Consider the following 18,834-nt stretch of genomic DNA (forward strand, 5'->3'; position numbering starts at 1 on the left):
TCATTGGGCGGACTCCAGCCATTCGCTGCAGATGCGAAGCAGACACGCCCTAGGCGAACACCGGCCATTCACCTCTGCCAAGCCGGTTGAAAGCCACTGGGAGCGGTTGTCATTGGGTGCTAGTGTTTCTGAAAGCGCATTCCCAACAGCTGAATAGAGGAGAAAGAACGGCTTGGTAAAGTTTTTTTCCAAAGATGAGGTTGCCCAAGAACTTGAGGACATACCGAAGGTTCAAGATCTTGAAGCCAGCACACAACAAGCTCCGCTAAATGAACTAACTGATGCAAATTTCGAACTTCTTCTGTGGGAGATATTCACCAACCAGAAAAATCCGGAAGATTACTACGACAAAGCGACACTTATGCTCACTGGAGCGGACCAAGGCAGGGACGTATGGCTAACGTTACAAGGAGAGCCAGCGGGGTTGATACAGTGCAAACGCGTCAAGTCTAAGTTCAGCGCCCCAGAGGCTATACGTGAAATCATTAAGTTCATTTTGTTCGCTGAGTTGCATCCAGAACTCCTCAAGGACGGCCTGCCGTTCAAGTACTCACTGGCGGTTTCTACAGAGCCTGCGCAGACTACAATAGATTTCTTCACATCTCCAAACCAGTGGCTGGAGAAGAATGACGACAGTATTCTGGGCTATCTCACTGAGGTGATCGCCAAGTATAAGAGCTTTGAAGGGTTCTCTGGGGATGTGAAATTGAGTCACGTCATAAGGCGGCTCCGAGCGTTTTCCTATGATCTGCTTCGCCCCAGCGACATTGATGTCATGTTGGGAAATTTCTCTCGTGTCAGGGAGCGGTTCTTCCGAGTTCGCCTCGTCCAAAGCGAAGAAGACATTGATGGCTACATGGAGCGCATTGCCGGAAAGCATGGACTTGGCCAACCGATAAGCGACAAAGCTCGCGCCTTACTGGATTTGGAACTCCAAAATGAAATGGAGGCATTGCGCAAGGCGCGTTTCTTTCCAGGATGCGATCTCGTCTCTTCGGCGCTAAAGATGCTCAAACAGTTGGAAAGCGGCGATTTTAGTCAGGCATCTGATGCGGCTCGATCAAGTGCATTTGGAGCGTGCGCACGTTGGTTGTCGCGTTCGGATAGAAGAACAGACTCCGCTGATGCAATTGCGGCCTCGAAAGCACTTGGCGAATGCTACGACGCTACCATTGCTCAAGCATTCTTGTCTAAGCATTCGGATTGGAAGGAATGTTTAAAAGCACTTGCGCCGCTTGATGGCCCTGAGAAAGTCACGGCCGCTCTCCTCGCCGTCAAACATGGCCGTGACACCGCACAAGCCTTGCAGTGGTTTCATGACGCGGACTTTGCCCCAAGTGATCTTGATGCAGACGGCAGAGCGGTTTTCCTAAGCTGCCATTTAGACGCGCAGAACTGGGACGCGGCGCATGACTTAGCAAACGCGCTGCACGAAGAGGATTTTTCAGAAACTCCAGTTCTACTCCACTTTGCGGGTATGGCGCATCTTCTAACTGTTCTGCCAGAAGATCTTAGGGCATCTTTCAGAACCTCTGTTCCTTTCGTGCGACGACAATACCCGCTCGGGGATGATCCTGAGTCAATGAACACGCGAAAAGCGGCATCCCGTTTATTTAAGCGTGCAATGAGGGCTGCAGCAGAATTTGGATTAGACGCGCAACACATATACGGGAGTTATGCTCTTTGGTTGGATCTCCACGATCCAGACGATGGCGAGGCTGCGATTGAGAACCTGACTTCTCTGCTTGGTGATGTTGAAACAGCAATCCACTACATCCCGCTTGGCCTTGGCTTTGAATTAAAGATTGACCGCGAGAGAATTGAAAAAGTCCTATTGCGCCAGGAAGCAAGGTGCCCTGGAGGCAGTTTTGAAATCGCGTTTGCTCGGTTTGTAATGGCTAATTCAGCTGGTAATCCTGCAGACGCACTGACCTATTACACATCACATCGTGAGTCGATCGAATCTCATCTCAATCCTGAAGCTTTCCTACAATTTGAAGTACAGGCATGCGTTCAGGCAGGGCGTCTAGAACCTGCCAAAGATGCCATCAATAGGCACTCTGAAAGACTAAGTGCAGGACAAAAAGATCGACTTGAACAGATCATCGCGCAAGGTGAGTCAGGTCCTGACACTGGTGATTTGGAAAGAACATATTCAGAGTCTCCTAGTACAACAAATTTAGCTGTTTTGGTTGGTCACCTTGGCCAACAAGGTTATTCAGATCGCTTCTTTGAACTTGCTCGACAACTAATTGCCGAAACACGCTCTCAATCTGAGGCCGAGCGTGTTGTTAGGTTTCTGTTCGCAAACGGTAGGCAAGAAGAGGTCGAAGTTGTCCTTCAAGAGGCTTCAGAATTGGTTCAAGCGTCACTCGAGCTTCGGTTTGCTTCAGCTTGGACACAATTTCGAAATGGAGATTTTGAAGGAGCTTTGAAAGCTGTTGTTCAGCTCCGGAAAGAACGGAATGAGCAAAACGACCGCAACCTGCATCAGAACTTGCTGATTTCTTCAGGTCGTTGGGAAGAGCTGAGCGCCTTCATAGAAGAGGAGTGGCAGGATAGAGAGGACCGCAACCCAGACGAGCTTCACGCGCTCGCACAGCTATCTGGAGCAACAAACAGCCCCCGTCTTCAAGCGCTGCTCGAAGCTGCAGCTAAAGCTGGGGAAGACAACCCTGAGATTTTGTTGGGATGCTACATGACAGCTAATGAGAGTGGCATGGAAGAAAGCACTGAGGTTTTCAGTTGGCTTGATAGAGCCTCAAAGTTGTCTGGCGAGGATGGTCCCGTCCAGAAGATGTCCATAGAGGACATTGCTAAAGAGATGCCGAACTGGAACGAGCATGTGGACGAGGTTTGGGAGAGGTATCGGAAGGGTGAAATGCCGCTGTCGTTCGTGGCAACACAGCTGCGAAGGTCTTCGCTCGAAATGCAGATTTCATCGATTGTGCTCAACCAAAAGCAAGCTGATCCGCGTAAGCGAAGCATTTTTTCGGCGTACAGTGGTTTGCGCGGCGAGGTGACAGCAGAAGTGCAGCGCATAGGCCTTGAAAGTACGGCCCTTGTGACGCTTGCCAGCCTTAACATCCTTGGAGACGTACTGCGTCGCTATGACGAGATACACATACCGCATTCGACGCTCGGATGGCTATTCGGTGAACGCAGGAAACTGGTGTTCCATCAGCCGAGCCAGATCAAATCTGCAAGAGCGTTGTTAACCGCCCTCACCACCGGAAAAGTGCATGAGTATCACGCATCAATGGCTCCAGATGCTGAGTTGGCTACCCTTGTCGATATAGAATTGTCTGAAATGCTCACATCGGCCAAGGCCTCGGACGGCAACCCTCAAGCCGTCGTCATCAGAAGCGCACCAGTTCACAAAGTCGGGTCCCTGATGGATGAAGATGTTGATCTCAGTGCGTTCAGCAATTGTCTATGTAGCTGTCAGGGCGTGGTCGACAAGCTGGTCGGCCTTGGCCTGTTAATGCCCGAAGACGAACAGCGCACACGAAATTTTCTTTCGCGAAGCGAACAACGTTGGCCTGACGAACCTGGGATTGAAGACGGTGCGAACCTTTTCTTAGATGACCTATCAGTATCATACTTTCAAACCACAAACCTTCTGACCAGCATCGCTGATGCCGGAATAAAGGTTTTTGTTCCAAAAGGAGCAATTCGAAGGGCGAATGCTCTGGTTGAGATGGATGGGCAAACTGAAAAATTTGGGCGTATCATTGAATGTGCCAGAAAGGCCCTTAGGGAAGGCATCTCTCAAGGCAATGTCCATGTTGACACGGTATTTAGCGATGACGCTCTGAAGTCGCACCCTAACGTCGCGGCATTACAGCTTGCGGGAAAGGTAGATGGTATTGTTAGTGACGATCGTTACCTGAATCAATACCAACATGTGGATGAAAACAACTCCCAAACACCGGTCTTTACGTCTCTCGATATCCTTGCAGAATTACACCAAAGTGGAGAACTTTCAGACGAAAGGTTGAGGCATTGCCGAAATTTTTTACGGCGAGCGGGGTATCTGCTTTTCCCAACATGCCGGGACGAGCTAGTTCAATTTTTGGAAGGCACAAAGGTTAGGAACTCGACCCTTGCCGAAACATCTAACCTGAAGGTGTTCCGAGAGAACGTTCTTCTCACGCAAATGCGAGGCTGGTTGCTGCTGACCAAGGAAGTGGCTTGGTTTGATAAAATGCGGAACGACCTGGTTGCGGCCTTGGTCATGCAATGGAAGCCCGAAATAACCGATAACTTGGCTCGCATTCGTTCTCGTTGGATTTTGCAACTGCTTGATATCCGCAATTGGGCCGGTTCGATCACCGAGAACGATGGCTCTGGGCTCGCACAAAGCGGTTGGGGAATTGTGTGCAACGGTCTGGCGCTTCGACACCTTGATATCGAGGATGCTGACGCTTCGGAGAGGTATTCACAATGGCTGAAGGAGGAGGTTTTTGACGTTCTTCAATCTTCTGATCCAGAAGTCTACGAATGGCTTATGAATTCGATCAGGCAAATGCTCTTATCCCGCATGGCAACCTGAAGGTAGCACCATGGACACAGGCACGGACTTGGAAGTTGCTGAGCCAGTTGAAAGCTCCGTATTGCTCGGAATCCTCCCAATGTTCCTACGCAGAAAACTGGTCGATGAACGCAGTTTTCGGCAGGCGATAGGCTTTGAGGCTGAGGAGCTAGTGACTTACGGAGAAGATGTCGTGTTCGCCAGATCACTATTCTTCGAAAGAGTGAGCGATGCCTTCGCTATCGAAGGGGGCCAATCGGAGATCAAAGATCATGCCGGAAACAAATGGACCCTGTCGCGCGAACAAATCTCCAGCGACAGAGTCGCGTTGAAAATTTCGAACGCTGGCGAGAGTTTCTTCGCCGCAGAGTTCTTCGTTTTCTTACCAGAGGCATCAGAGAGACTGAAGGAGTTCGATGTTGTTTTGAATGAACATGGATTCCCTCTGACTGGCCTAAGCGAATGGCGCGCCTTACTCACAGAACGAACTTTGACGTCTGATGAACTGGAGGAATTTTCTCAAGACATCATGAAGACGCCGATTGCCTTTCTGAGGGCATTCCGGGGGAAGATAGAAAGTGGGTACGTCAGCGCTGAAGACATGGTTCCCAAAGACATTGAGTATTTTGAAAACCTAAGTGGCAAGGGCGATGAAAGCACCCTTCCTGTTTTGGCGAGCGAGGTCGTCTCGAAGGCGATTGGAGATTACTTGGCTTGGGATGATGAAGGAGGGCCCCGAATGGCACTATTGCTATGTAGCCATCCGGCAATAAGCAAAGTAATTGAGACCTCTCGTTTCGCAAATCAACAGCTAATTGGATTGGCTGAATGGGTGAGAGATCATGGGGATGTTTTTTCGAAAGTGGGTATTGTGGAAGCCACCTTGCTTGCAGGTCACAACTTGCCCGAATTGGAAATAGTTTTGGGCGATATCGTCCAACAAATTATCGGTCTTAACCCGGAAGATAAATCCGGACCTCTTCAACTGATGACGAGCTTCATTGCGCTTGTTGAGAGCGAAGTCAGCAGAACACGTGTTCTAAAGTACTGGCCACCATTTAGGAGACGATTGGCTACATTCGCGCATGCAGCCATGTTGGCGAGGGAGGCCCAGGAAAGAATTGACACCGCTGACTTTTCAGCGTGGACAATGGAAAATCACGGGCATCGTTTTTATCTTCAAGGCTTGATAGATTTGCGGGATGAGCCTCGTTGGCTGCCTGACTACGCTAGCCCCGCGCAACTCAAACAGGAGCTTCTTGGTCGGCTGTTTAACGCTGTAGGAGCCGCGTCGGGAAGTCTTCCTAAAGGACCGCTTCGTGACACGTTCGATTTAGAGAACCCTGACAGCCGCTTCAATCGAGCGCGAACGATAAAGAGCTCGTTACCTGGGCCCCTTGAAGGCTCTGTTTCATCGCTTCGAAACCCGATTCCTCAGGAGTTGGAAGCTGTCCTAGACAGAAGCCTCGCAGACGGCAAGCTAACCGCCAAAAGTATCACCGTTCTAATCAACACCACGGGCATTTTTCAGGTTGGGAGTGAGAAAGCCGACCGAGCTTTGGAGGCGATCAAAGAGAGCAATTTTCGCTTTGCTGAGAATTTGGGAGAGGCGGAACGGTTCTCTTTTGTTCACGGCCTTGCGGAGGTCGCGAGCCGCTTGCGAAGCGAGGACCTCGCGAGGAGCGTGAGGGCGGTAGCGCGTTCTCATAGAGACGAATCCAACGACGACAGGCGCTACAATGAAGAAATCATCATTTGTCTAGTTGCTGCTGGCGCATTCGCAGACTTTGATGCCTGGATAGCCTTTGTAGGTGACTGGATTAATGAACTCTGCTTCAGGGTTGAAGCGGAGGCCGCAGGTGATCTTGCCTACTCTTTGCAGACTATGTGTTCAATTGAACCTCGATTGCGTTCAAAACTTGGAGCTGGGGTCGCAGCTCTTTCGTCGATTCAATGACAACACGCTCTTTTTTCAATAATCTCGAACTTCGGCTTTGACGGGCTGCAGCGCTGCGCCAGACCTCCTGGGCAAATGTCTGGTTTGGGCCGCCCGAGCTGTTCCAGGGTGTTAACTCACCAATTTCGCCAACTCAGTCCCATAGTCGCAGCGATGGCCTCGGGACACCCTGCCTGAACACGACTACGGTAAGCGCGAACAGATAGACCGTTTTCCAGCGCTATGACTTCCCATTCATCATCGGGATCATGAGCTATTTCCCGCACACCTTCAGTTGCTGCCCTTTCACCCGACCAGCCTCGTTTGAGCCGTTGTCTGAAAGTTTGGAATGCAATCCCATTTTCTTCTGCAACCGGCCAAGCTGGAAGGCCGTTCTCTAACGTAGCTAAACCATCACGGCGCCGGTTTTCGAAGGCTCCTAGATCATACGGATATTCGGTATGTTCGCAGGGTACCGTCCACACTTTGGCTCCACTCTCAGCGTCCTCTTCGAAACTCACGGCTGAGACATCATTCAAAGGAAATGGTTTCAGGCCATAGCGTTGACAAAGCCACCACGCTTCTTCCCGACTTATGGCTTTTCCTATTGCCTTACCGCCTAAAGGAGCAACCTTGCTGATCATCAATTCTGTTCCTTTCAAATTGGGTTATCCCGCTCATCTGGAGGGTTTGGCATGAACGCATGTAAGCATCGCAGACTGTTGAGCAAACATTCGACGAGAGATTTTTCTTCCAAGTTGGATAATTGGCGCGGTGACTTCGTAACTGCCGTTTGGTCAAGGACCTACTTTAGGGGTTGCAGCGAATGTCCGGAAAGCGGGCTGCTGCCGCAGCATCTTAGGGTGCCAGCCAAGGGCAGCAAAGGGCCGTTCACGTTGCCTCGTCGATCCCAAATTGGAGGTAGCACCCTTACACTTATCCCTGCCATTCTACGCCACGCCACTACCACGCCCTGTCTGCTGTTGCTTCTAAACAAAGAACAGTCTTCTTGATCGATCCCGTAATCCAACGCGGGAACGACCATGGCAGTTACACCTCTCAAACCCGAATTCTCAACCCGCGGCGCCCGGATGCTGCGAAGCGCGCTTGGCGACGAGATCGCGGGTTGGCTCGAGGACCCAACCGTCGTCGAGTTGATGTTGAATCCGGACGGTCGGATATGGCTCGATCGCCTGTCGGAGGGGCTGTCTGACACAGGGACCCAAATCTCCCCGACGAACGGCGAACGGATCATCCGCCTTGTCGCGCATCATGTTGGCGCGGAGGTCCATGGCGCTTCCCCCCGGATATCTGCCGAACTTCCTGGGACGGGGGAACGGTTCGAGGGTCTCCTTCCACCAATTGTCGCGGCTCCGACTTTCGCGATCCGCAAGCCCGCCGTCGCAGTCTTCACGCTTGAGAACTACGTCGCCAGCGGCATCATGACTCCCCATGCGGCACAATTTCTGCGCGACGGAGTGGTCGGCCGCGCCAACATTCTTGTCGCAGGCGGAACCTCGACCGGAAAAACGACGCTGACCAATGCGCTGCTGGCTGAGGTCGCAAAGAGCTCAGATCGCGTGGTCCTAATCGAGGACACCCGCGAACTTCAGTGCCTCACGCCCAATTTGGTCGCGCTCCGAACGAAAGACGGCGTCGCTTCCCTGTCCGACCTCGTGCGCTCGTCCCTTCGGCTTCGACCCGACCGCATTCCCATCGGGGAGGTCCGCGGGGCGGAGGCCCTTGACCTCCTCAAGGCGTGGGGCACCGGCCATCCCGGCGGCATCGGAACCATTCATGCAGGATCCGCCATGGGTGCGATACGCCGCCTCGAACAGCTGATCCAGGAAGCAGTTGTTACCGTCCCTCGCGCACTTATCGCAGATACCATTGATCTCGTCGCGGTGCTCACAGGCCGAGGCGCAGATCGGCGCTTATCTGAGCTCGCCCGCGTCACCGGCTTGACCGCCGCAGGCGACTACGCCCTCGAACAGCTTCTCGCCAAACCCCATGGAGATCGTCCATGACCCGCTCGCCACTATCTCGCCCTGTCCTGGTTGCTCTCGCGGCAACCGCCGTCCTCACACTCGCCGATCCCGCGCTGGCTGCGGGATCCGGCATGCCATGGGAGGCACCGCTTCAATCGATCCTTGAATCCATCGAGGGGCCCGTCGCTAAGATCGTCGCGGTGATCATCATCATCGTGACCGGACTGACCCTTGCCTTTGGCGATGCAGGTGGCGGGTTTCGGCGGCTCATTCAAATCGTCTTCGGGCTCACCATCGCCTTTGCCGCGTCGAGCTTCTTCCTGTCCTTCTTCTCTTTTGGCGGAGGGGCATTGATCTGATGCAGGACCACTCGACCGATATTCCCGGTTTCTACGCGCCCGTTCACCGCGCCCTGTCTGAGCCGATCCTGCTGGCCGGAGCACCGCGTGCTGTCGCAATCGCCAATGGCACACTCGCCGCAGCCGTCGGACTTGGACTCAGGCTCTGGATCGTCGGCCTGCTGTTTTGGCTTGTCGGTCATCTCCTTGCAGTCTGGCTTGCCAAGCGAGACGCCCAGATCGCCGAAGTCGCGAGGCGGCACCTGCGCTATCCCTCCTGGTTCGGGGTTTGATCCGATGATGCGCCTGGCCGAATACCGCTCCAAATCCACCCTCCTGGCTGATTTCCTGCCTTGGGTTGCACTCGTCACCGACGGGGTCGTGCTCAACAAGGATGGCAGCCTGCAACGCACCGCGCGGTTTCGCGGCCCTGATCTCGATTCCGCCACGCCCGCCGAGCTGGTCGCCACATCCGCCCGACTCAACAGCGCGCTGCGGCGGCTTGGTTCGGGCTGGGCGGTCTTCGTCGAAGCGCAGCGGGTCCCGGCGCGGGACTATCCAACCTCGACTTTTCCCGATCCGATTTCGGCCCTCGTGGACGTGGAACGTCGCGCGCAGTTCGAAGAGGCTGGCGCGCATTTCGAGAGCGCCTATTTCCTGACGCTTGTCTGGATGCCACCTTCGGAAGAGGCGAGCCGTGTTGGTGGTTGGCTTTTCGAGAACGCGCCTGACAGAGGTGCCGATCCTCTCGAACAGGTCAAAGCCTTCACCCTTCGAACAGATCGCCTGCTCGATCTCTTGGATGGCTTCATGCCGGAGGTCACATGGCTCTCGGACGAGGAGACGCTGACCTACCTCCACTCGACGGTTTCGACCCGGCGACAGCGGGTGCGTGTCCCGGACACCCCGATGCATCTGGACGCTTTGCTCGCAGACGAACCCCTCGTCGGCGGGCTGACCCCGCGCCTCGGTTCCCAATACTTGAGAACGCTCACCATCATCGGCCTCCCAAGTGCGACCTGGCCGGGCCTGCTTGATGAGTTGAACAGCCAGCCACTGGAGTATCGCTGGTGCACAAGGGCAATCTGCCTCGACAAGACCGATGCCACGAAACTCTTCACCCGCATCCGACGCCAATGGTTCGCCAAGCGCAAGTCCATCGCCGCGATCCTGAAGGAGGTCATGACCAACGAGGCCTCGACGCTCCTGGACAGTGATGCCGCCAATAAGGCGGCCGACGCCGACGATGCACTCCAGGAGCTTGGCGCAGACATCTCGGGCGCGGCCTATGTCACGGGAACGATCACCGTCTGGGATGAGGATCCACGCACCGCAGAGGCGAAGCTCAAGGCCGTCGAGAAGGTCGTCCAGGGTCGCGATTTCACCTGCATCCCGGAAACCCTCAACGCGCTTGAAGCCTGGCTCGGCTCCTTGCCCGGACATCTCTACGCCAACGTCCGGCAACCGCCGGTCTCGACGCTCAATCTCGCGCACATGATCCCGATCTCGGCGGTTTGGGCGGGACCTGAGCGCAACGACCATCTCGACGGCCCGCCGCTTTTCTTCGCCGACACGGAGGGATCGACGCCGTTCCGCTTCTCGACCCATGTGGGCGATGTCGGTCACACGCTCATCGTCGGGCCAACCGGCGCAGGCAAGTCGGTGTTGCTTTCTCTCATGGCGCTGCAATTTCGCCGCTACCCGGATGCGCAAGTCTTCGCCTTCGACTTCGGCGGCTCGATCCGATGCGCCACACTCGCAATGGGCGGTGACTGGCATGATTTGGGCGGTGCGTTTATCGATGGCGACGACGGCGCCGTCTACCTACAACCGCTCGCGCGCATCGATGATCCCGCAGAGCGGGCCTGGGCCGCAGAATGGATCGGCGCGATCCTTGCCCGCGAAGGCATCGCGATCACGGCGGATGTGAAAGAGCAACTCTGGACCGCGCTGACCTCTCTCGCCTCAGCCCCGATCGGGGAACGCACGATTACTGGCCTCGCCGTTCTCCTACAGTCCAATGATCTGAAACAAGCTTTGCGACCTTATTGCCTCGGCGGCCCCCATGGTCGGTTGCTCGACGCGGAGATTGAGGACTTGGGCGCGGCATCCGTCTCGGCCTTTGAGATCGAAGGGCTGGTCGGCACCACGGCGTCACCGGCCGTCCTTTCCTACCTTTTCCACCGCATCGGCGATCGGCTCGACGGGCGGCCCACACTGCTCATCATCGACGAAGGCTGGCTTGCGCTGGACGATGTAAGTTTCGGTGGCCAACTCCGCGAGTGGCTGAAGACGCTGCGCAAGAAGAACGCCTCTGTCGTATTCGCAACCCAGTCGCTGGCCGACATCGATGCGTCGCCGATTGCGCCTTCCATCGTTGAGAGCTGCCCAACTCGCATCTTCCTGCCCAACGAGAGGGCCTTCGAGCCACAAATCGCCGATACCTATCGCCGCTTTGGGCTGAACGACCGCCAGATCGAGATCGTTGCGAGGGCTTTCCCGAAACGCGACTATTATTGCCAGTCCCGACGCGGGAACCGGCTCTTCTCGCTGGGTCTCGGCGACGTCGCACTCGCCTTCACTGCGGCCTCCTCAAAGATCGACCAGACCGCGATCAGCGATCTTCTCGTGGAACATGGTCGTGAGGGTTTTGCCAAAGCCTGGCTTCACCATCGCGGTCTGGATTGGGCCGTGGAGCTTCTCGATCCTTCCGCTGCCGCTTCCCCCGACTCTGAACCAAATCCAACACCAAAGGAGACCGATGATGACCTTCAATCCTGATCCTCGGGCGAAAGCCTGTAAGCTGACGACTGCACTGCTTGCCGCAGCCTTAGCCGTCACACCCATTCTCACCACGCCGGCCCAGGCCTTCCTCTTCGGGGCGGCCGGGCGCATCGTCTACGATCCGCAGAACCATGCCGAGAACATTCTATCCGCCGCACGGTCGCTGGAGCAGATCAACAACCAGATCAACCAGCTCCAGAACCAGGCGCAAATGCTGATGAACGAGGCGCTAAACCTTGCCAGCCTGCCGCACTCCTCCTTGGGACAGCTGCAAAGTGCCCTCGGAGAAACCCAGCGGTTGCTATCCGAAGCCGAAAGCCTCGCCTTCGACGTCGCAACAATCGAAGCGGCCTTCGCGGAGGACTATGGCACCGCTGCCGGGCAAGGCGATTTCGACGCGATGATCGGCGGCGCGCGGGACAGGTGGGAGGCTTCAGTCACCGGTTTCGAGGATGCGCTGCGCATTCAGGCCGGTGTCGTCGGCAATATCGACGGTGCCCGCACCGAGATGGCCGCACTCGTCCGGGAAAGCCAAGGAGCAACGGGCGCGTTGCAGGTGGCTCAAGCCGGTAACCAGCTCATGGCACTTCAATCGGCGCAAATCGCCGATCTCACCGCCGCAATCGCCGCTCAGAACAGCGCGGTGTCGCTGGAGGCGGCGCGTGTCGCATCCGCCGAAGCACAGGGCCGCGAGAACCTCACGCGCTTTCTCGACTACGGCAGTGGCTATGCACCGGCTGCGACCCGTCTGTTCCGGGATTAAGCAGATGCCACTCGCCACACATCATGTCTTGCGCGGAATTGCCATTGGCTTGGGAGGTTTGGCCGCCCTTGCTGCGGCCTTTGAGTTGAGCCGCTCGGTAGGCCCGGAAAATGTCGAGCAAGTTCCCCCCGAACACTCGCTACGCATCACATTAGAGCAATGCCGCGGCCTAACACCGGAAGAATACGCGACCGACGAGGCGTGCCGCGCAGCGTGGGACCAGTCGCGTCGCCGGTTCTTTGGTCTGCCATCCGATCCGGCCGGGACGGAGTGAGGTCATGGGCGGTGTCGGTGTCATTGATCGGTTCCTGGAGGTCTTTGCCTTCTACATCGACTCCGGTTTCGGCCTTCTGGGTGGCGATGTCGCGTTTCTGGCGACCACCCTCATTGTCATCGACATCACGCTCGCGGCGCTGTTCTGGGCCTGGGGAGCTGACGATGACATCATCGCCCGACTAGTTAAAAAGACCCTCTTCGTTGGCGTCTTCGCTTACCTGATCGGCAACTGGAACACGCTCGCCCGGACTGTCTTCGACAGTTTCGCAGGGCTCGGGCTCGTTGCCACCGGCGGTACAATCAGCGCCGACGAATTGTTGCAGCCGGGCCGCATCGCGCAGGTTGGGATGGACGCCGGTCGTCCGATCCTTGAATCAATTTCAGATCTGATGGGCTTCGTGTCGTTCTTCGAAAACTTCCTGCAGATCACGATCCTGTTCTTTGCCTGGCTCGTAGTCCTGCTGTCGTTCTTCATCCTCGCGATCCAGCTTTTCGTGACGCTGATCGAATTCAAACTCGCCACTCTCGCAGGCTTCATCCTCGTCCCCTTCGGCCTGTTCAACAAGACGGCCTTCATGGCGGAACGCGTGCTTGGCCTTGTCATCTCGTCAGGCGTGAAGGTTCTTGTCCTCGCCGTCATCGTCGGGATCGGCTCGACCATCTTCGGAGACTTCACCTCTGGCTTTAACAATGAGCCCACCATCGAAGACGCCATGTCGGTCGTTCTGGGCGCCCTGGCACTCTTGGCCATGGGCATCTTCGGTCCCGGCATTGCCAATGGGATCGTCTCGGGCGGCCCACAACTCGGCGCAGGCAGCGCCGTCGGGACGGCCGTTGCAGCGGGCGGTCTGGCAGTCGGTGGCGCCGCCGCCGGACGCATGGCTCTTGGAGCGGCGGGCGCCAGTGTCCGCGGCGCAAGCGCGTTGGCTGGTGGGGCATCCACAGCCTACCAACTTGGATCGGCATCGCGTTCAACGATAGCCGGGAAGGCCGCAGGGGGCATCGCCGCCGTTGGAAAGGCCGGAGTCGGAGCCGCCACGAGCCCGCTTCGACGCTCGATTGCGGAGAGTGCCCAATCCGGCGCGCGCTCCGCCTACGCTGCAACCGGCGGCAGTCATGCCGCACATACCGGCGCACCGACTGCGACCGCAGGCCCACCCGCTTGGGCGCGCCGCATGAAACAGCAGCAATCCATCCATCACGGCGTCAGCACCGCCGCCCATGTGATCCGCTCCGGCGATCATGGCGGCGGTGGGTCAGCCGTCAGCCTATCGGAGAGATCCTGACCATGTTCCGACGTCCAACAGTTCGCTACTCCACCACGCCCGAGCCCGTCACGCCTTACCAGAGGGCCGCGCAAGCCTGGGACGATCGCATCGGTTCCGCCCGTGTCCAAGCCCGCAACTGGCGCTTCATGGCCTATGGGTGCCTCACGCTGGTCGCCGGTCTGAGCGTCACGCTCATCTGGCAATCGACCCAAAGTACCGTCATTCCGTATGTGGTCGAAGTCGACAATCTGGGCGCCGCGCAGGCGGTTGCGCCCGCCCTCGCAGATTACGAACCCACCGATCCGCAGATCGCTTGGCATCTGGCCCGCTTCATCGAGAACGTTCGGCAGGTGCCTGCCGACCCCATCGTGCTGCGTCAAAGCTGGTTGCGCGCCTACGACTTTACCACGGATCGCGGTGCCGTCGCACTCAACGATTATGCACGGATGAACGATCCCTTCGCAGCCGTTGGCGAGGACCAGATCGCCATCGAGATCTCCAGTGTCATTCGCGCGTCTGACACCAGCTTCCGCGTCGCCTGGATGGAGCGGCGCTACGAGAATGGCCAGCTCGCCGCCACCGAACGCTGGACCGCCATCCTCACCATCGTGATCCAACCGCCCCGCGATGCTGAGCGGCTGCGTCAAAACCCGCTCGGCGTCTACGTCCACGCCATCAACTGGTCCAGGGAGAGTGCCCAATGACCCATCTCAGAACCATTTCCTGCATATTGCTCGCAACGACCGTCCTGACGGCATGTGCGAACGAACCTTCGCCCGACTTTGCTTATGACGATCAGGTCCCCTCCTTGGCGCCTCCGCCTCCACCTCTCGAGACGGAAGAACCACTAAGTCCGGTGCACATCCCGCCACCTTGGACCCCATCCCGAGGCGGCGACCCCGATGCAGGCACGTCGGAGGCTCGGATCGCCGCTGCCAATGCTGCAGCACGGATCGAGCCGCGCCCGGAGGGCTACTACAATGCCCTGCAAGTCTTCCCGTGGAGTGAAGGCGCGCTCTATCAGGTCTATGCCTCGCCCGGCCAGATCACCACGATCACGCTGGAAGCAGGCGAGCAACTGACTGGCCCCGGCCCCATCGCAGCGGGCGACACCGCCCGCTGGATTATCGGCGACACCACCAGCGGCGCAGGCCGAACCGCCCGCGTCCACGTCCTCGTCAAACCCACGCGCTCCGACATCACCACCAATCTCATCATCAGCACCGACCGGCGCAATTACTTGATCGAGCTGCGCGCCAGCGAAGAGATCTGGATGCCGGCCGTCGCATGGGCCTATCCGGCCGAACCGACACGACCGCGCCTGCCAGCTCTGCTGCGTCCAACCATCCCGTCGGAAGCAGACAGGAACTATCGCTATGGCCTGCAAGGCGACAGCCCGCCGTGGCGTCCGGTTGCGGTCTTCGACGATGGCCGCAGGGTCTATGTGGTTTTCCCGACTGGCATTGCCCAAGGCGAGATGCCGCCCCTCTTCGTGATCGGGCCAGACGGCCAAGGCCAGATCGTTAACACTCGCGTTGCGGGGAATGTCCTGATCGTCGATCGGCTCTTTGGGGCTGCCGAACTCAGACTGGGAGAAGCCCGACAGGAAGTGGTGCGGATCGTGAGGATGGATGGCGTCGAGCATCGACGCGCGAATCCAAGTGCTGCGGGGGACGAGCAGAGATGACAGCTCCAACCAGCGATCCCAAAGGCCCGCGCGAAGAGCAGGACATCGCCCAGGACCTCCGTCTGCGCCCCGATCCACCGCGCGTCATGCGTCTTTCCCGAAAAGCCATCGCAGCTCTTGTCGGAATCGGTGGGCTAAGCCTAGGCGCCATTCTTATCGTGTCCCTGCAAGGTCCTCGGGCCAGCGACGTTCCTTCCGAGTTGTATTCGACCGAACGCATTCAAGCCGCAGAGGGCCTCTCACAATTGCCTACCAACTACGGCGATGTGCCGCGTCTGGGGCCGCCGCTGCCGAGTGAGCTTGGCCGGCCCATTCTGAGTGCGCAGGAACGCGGCGATTCGGTTCCCATTCCACCCCTCACGGGCATTTCAGCGCCCGGGATCGATCCGGCGGAACAGCTTCGACTGCAAGAGATCGAGGCCGCAAGGCTGAGCGCCCTCTTCGCAGAAGCGCAAACCGGGTTTCAAGACGGCGGTGCAAGCCTTGGGTCCACCCCATTGGGTTCAACCACGTTCCCCTCGCCGCAGGGCTCTTCCGCGCCTCAAGGCACTGCAACAGGCGGGAACGCCTTCCCGACACGCGGAGCAGCTGACGATCCAGTTAACTCAGAACGGCTGGTGACCCCATCAAGCCCCTACATCCTACAGGCTGGCACCATCATCCCTGCCGCGCTCATCACTGGGCTCCGCTCGGACCTGCCGGGCCAGATCGCCGCGCAAGTCACGTCCAATATCTATGACAGCCCGTCCGGACGCTTCCTTTTGATCCCCCAGGGCGCGCGGCTTCTTGGCGAATACGACAGCAATATCACCATCGGCCAGAACCGCCTTCTCTTGGTCTGGACCCGGCTAATCCTGCCCGATGGCCGATCGATCAGCCTCAATCGCGAACCCGGTACGGACGGTGCGGGTGCTGCGGGCCTGCAAGACCGGGTCAACTACCATTGGGGCCGGATCTTCCTCGCCTCTGGTCTCGCGACGATCCTTAATGTCGGCTTGGAAAGCGGGGTGGAAAGCGAAGACGACGTCGCGACTGCCATCCGCGAAGCGGCGCAAGGAACAATTGGACGCACCGGCGATGAGATCGTCCGGCAACAAATCTCCGTCCCACCAACCCTGACAATCCGCGCTGGCTTCCCGGTGCGCGTGATGATCACCCAAGATCTGATCCTCGAGCCTTTGGGAGAAGTACGATGACGAAGCTAAAACTCAGCGCGATTCCGGACGACAAGCCAGTGAAACTCACGATTGCACTTCCTGCCGAGGTTTATCGAGATCTCGTCGACTATGCCGCCGTCCTGAGCCGCCAGACGAGCCAGAATTCAGAACCCACACAGCTCGTTGCCCCCATGCTAGCACGCTTCATGGCAACAGATCGCGGCTTTGTCACCGCGCGGCGAACGCTTGGACGGCAAAGTAGTGCCGAGAAAATGGCACCCCAAAACAAGCCTTCGCAATCCTGAAATATGATGGCCTATGATCCGCGCAGGGACTCCAAGAAGAAGGACGAACGCCTTCTGCGATTTGTCCGTGCCCTCGCGCAGCATAACGCGCGCCGCGATCACGCCAGAGGTTCAGTCAGATGCCCCAAAACCGGAAAAGAGCAGCCGTCTACGCAAGATTCTCCACCGATCTCCAACGAGATCGATCCATCGACGATCAGGTTGCGGTTTGCCAAACGCTCGCCGACCGGGAAGGACTGACAATTGTCGCAACATTCGTGGATCGGGCACGAACTTCCGCCACGCTTATCGGACGCGACGGGATGCAAGATCTTCTGGCGGAAGCGAAGGAAGGGCGTTTCGAATTTGTGATCGTCGAAGCCCTGGACCGATTGTCCCGCGACCAAGGCGATCTGGCCGGGATATGGAAGCGCCTAGAGTATCTGAACATCCCAATTCGCACGGTGAATGATGGAACAGCCGATGCGATTAGCGTCGGGGTCCACGGATTGCTCGGGCAGATCTGGATGGATGGCCACCGCAAGAAGGTTCATCGCGGCCAGGCCGGGGTCATCCGCGATGGGAGGCACGCCGGCGGAAAGGCGTTTGGCTATACGACCGTGGTCGGGAAATCTGGCGAATTGGCGGTTGTCGAAGATGAGGCGGAAATCGTGCGCCGGATTTTCGAAGCCTATGCTTCAGGCGACAGTCCCCGGACTATCGCAGCGGCGCTGAACGCCGATGGAATTCCTGCACCGCGCGGCGAAAAGTGGAATGCGTCGACGCTAAATGGCAACGCACAACGTGGCTACGGCATTCTCGTCAACGACCTCTATCGGGGAGAGATCGTTTGGAACCGCGTCACGATGGTTCGGAACCCCGATACCGGCAAGCGAGTTAGTCGAGTCAATGATCCGACGGAGTGGCACCGTGTCCCGGCGGCGCATCTCAGGATCGTCCCGCAAGCCCTTTGGGATAGGGCGCAACTCAGACGAAAGAGCCGCGCCCATCAACAGACTGAAGGCCGTCGCGGTCGCGGGTTAAGCCATCCTGCGCGACCGTTTTCGGGGCTTCTGCGGTGCGGATTGTGCGGTGGTGGCATCGCGATCTCAAAACGGCGAAAGGGGTCGGTCTGGGGCAGGTGTTCGACCCGTACCGAGAGTGGATCGTGCACCAATCATGCAGAAATGCGGATCGATCGGATAGAGGCCGCCATATTCAAAGGCTTGACCCATGAGCTCAAGGATCCGGTCTATGTGCGTACATACCTCAAGGAGTACCACAAAGAACGCGCCCGCTTGAACCGTGAAGCAAAGCAGAACAGCGCAGGCCTGGAGCGAAAGGCAGCAAGGGCCCGCACGGCTTTTGATCGCGCCCGTGCCCTTTACATCAAGGGCGTAACAGACGGTCCGGAAGCGGAAGCCGAAATTCACCGGTTACAGGAAATGGCCAAAGCCGCCCAAGCAAAGTTACCTCGCCTCGACACCGAACCGGAGGTGATCGAACTCCATCCCGCTTCGGTTGAGAGATATCTGGAAGCTCTCGCCGACCTGTCTGGCGGATGTTTGGCCGCCGACAATCACGATGCCGTTGCCATCTTACGCGAATTGGTCAGCGCCGTGATCGTCACTCCCAAAGAGCACGGCCTTGACGTCACAGTTGAAGGGTTTTTGGCAGCACTTTTAGGCGAAAGCCCAATGTGTCGGGGTTTGATGGTAGCGGAGGAGGGACTTGAACCCCCGACACGCGGATTATGATTCCGCTGCTCTAACCAACTGAGCTACTCCGCCAAACGCGAGCCAGTGGGTACGGCGGCAAG

The 18,834-nt window shown here is 57.5% G+C and carries 15 protein-coding genes and 1 tRNA gene; 14 read left to right on the forward strand and 2 right to left on the reverse strand.

All coding sequences use genetic code 11. The features are described 5' to 3' along the window. The first annotated feature begins 172 nt into the window (after positions 1-172). Complete coding sequence (locus tag AADW23_RS07230) at positions 173-4,555, forward strand: hypothetical protein (protein ID WP_341863841.1); 4,383 nt, start codon at positions 173-175, stop codon at positions 4,553-4,555. A 10-nt stretch (positions 4,556-4,565) separates the two neighbouring features. Further along, positions 4,566-6,491, forward strand: a complete 1,926-nt coding sequence (locus AADW23_RS07235) for a hypothetical protein (protein ID WP_341863842.1) — start codon at positions 4,566-4,568, stop codon at positions 6,489-6,491. 116 nt (positions 6,492-6,607) lie between these two features. Here the strand turns inward: AADW23_RS07235 and AADW23_RS07240 are convergent, their stop codons facing one another. Further along, a complete protein-coding gene (locus AADW23_RS07240; protein ID WP_341863843.1) occupies positions 6,608-7,114 on the reverse strand; it encodes a hypothetical protein in 507 nt (168 codons plus the stop codon). Positions 7,115-7,513: 399 nt separating this feature from the next. On the opposite strand from AADW23_RS07240, the gene trbB reads away from it, so the two are divergent. The 12 genes from trbB to AADW23_RS07300 all read left to right on the forward strand — a co-directional run bounded on the left by trbB (position 7,514) and on the right by AADW23_RS07300 (position 18,772). Further along, positions 7,514-8,497, forward strand: a complete 984-nt coding sequence (trbB, locus tag AADW23_RS07245) for a P-type conjugative transfer ATPase TrbB (RefSeq protein ID WP_341863844.1) — start codon at positions 7,514-7,516, stop codon at positions 8,495-8,497. Then, positions 8,494-8,817 (forward strand): TrbC/VirB2 family protein, encoded by a 324-nt coding sequence (locus AADW23_RS07250; protein WP_341863845.1) that lies wholly within the window; start codon positions 8,494-8,496, stop codon positions 8,815-8,817. Before trbB ends, AADW23_RS07250 begins: the two co-directional genes overlap by 4 nt. Beyond that, the gene (locus AADW23_RS07255; protein ID WP_341863846.1) at positions 8,817-9,089 is read left to right on the forward strand and encodes a VirB3 family type IV secretion system protein; all 273 of its coding nucleotides are present in this window, start codon (positions 8,817-8,819) and stop codon (positions 9,087-9,089) included. Before AADW23_RS07250 ends, AADW23_RS07255 begins: the two co-directional genes overlap by 1 nt. Before the next feature lie 4 nt (positions 9,090-9,093). Next, complete coding sequence (gene trbE / locus AADW23_RS07260) at positions 9,094-11,577, forward strand: conjugal transfer protein TrbE (protein ID WP_341863847.1); 2,484 nt, start codon at positions 9,094-9,096, stop codon at positions 11,575-11,577. Further along, positions 11,561-12,343: a P-type conjugative transfer protein TrbJ gene (trbJ, locus tag AADW23_RS07265; protein WP_341863848.1), complete on the forward strand. Its 783-nt coding sequence runs from the start codon at positions 11,561-11,563 to the stop codon at positions 12,341-12,343. Before trbE ends, trbJ begins: the two co-directional genes overlap by 17 nt. A 4-nt stretch (positions 12,344-12,347) precedes the next feature. Continuing rightward, positions 12,348-12,617, forward strand: coding sequence for a putative entry exclusion protein TrbK-alt (gene trbK-alt, locus AADW23_RS07270; protein WP_341863849.1), 270 nt, complete (start codon positions 12,348-12,350; stop codon positions 12,615-12,617). Between the two features lie 4 nt (positions 12,618-12,621). Next, complete coding sequence (gene trbL / locus AADW23_RS07275; RefSeq protein ID WP_341863850.1) at positions 12,622-13,905, forward strand: P-type conjugative transfer protein TrbL; 1,284 nt, start codon at positions 12,622-12,624, stop codon at positions 13,903-13,905. Beyond that, positions 13,902-14,591, forward strand: coding sequence for a conjugal transfer protein TrbF (gene trbF / locus AADW23_RS07280; protein WP_341864297.1), 690 nt, complete (start codon positions 13,902-13,904; stop codon positions 14,589-14,591). The genes trbL and trbF overlap by 4 nt, the downstream gene beginning before the upstream one ends. Beyond that, positions 14,588-15,574, forward strand: a complete 987-nt coding sequence (gene trbG, locus AADW23_RS07285; RefSeq protein WP_341863851.1) for a P-type conjugative transfer protein TrbG — start codon at positions 14,588-14,590, stop codon at positions 15,572-15,574. Before trbF ends, trbG begins: the two co-directional genes overlap by 4 nt. Beyond that, entirely contained in the window at positions 15,571-16,770 is a 1,200-nt protein-coding gene (locus AADW23_RS07290; protein ID WP_341863852.1) for a TrbI/VirB10 family protein, read from the forward strand. The genes trbG and AADW23_RS07290 overlap by 4 nt, the downstream gene beginning before the upstream one ends. Continuing rightward, positions 16,767-17,036, forward strand: coding sequence for a DUF2274 domain-containing protein (locus tag AADW23_RS07295; protein ID WP_341863853.1), 270 nt, complete (start codon positions 16,767-16,769; stop codon positions 17,034-17,036). Before AADW23_RS07290 ends, AADW23_RS07295 begins: the two co-directional genes overlap by 4 nt. Positions 17,037-17,155: 119 nt before the next feature. After that, positions 17,156-18,772 (forward strand): recombinase family protein, encoded by a 1,617-nt coding sequence (locus AADW23_RS07300; protein ID WP_341864298.1) that lies wholly within the window; start codon positions 17,156-17,158, stop codon positions 18,770-18,772. On the opposite strand, the gene AADW23_RS07305 is transcribed toward AADW23_RS07300, so the two are convergent. Further along, positions 18,729-18,805 (reverse strand) — tRNA-Met (locus AADW23_RS07305). The genes AADW23_RS07300 and AADW23_RS07305 overlap by 44 nt on opposite strands. Positions 18,806-18,834: the final 29 nt, after the last annotated feature.

This window comes from Gymnodinialimonas sp. 57CJ19 (assembly GCF_038396845.1).
Classification (GTDB): domain Bacteria; phylum Pseudomonadota; class Alphaproteobacteria; order Rhodobacterales; family Rhodobacteraceae; genus Gymnodinialimonas.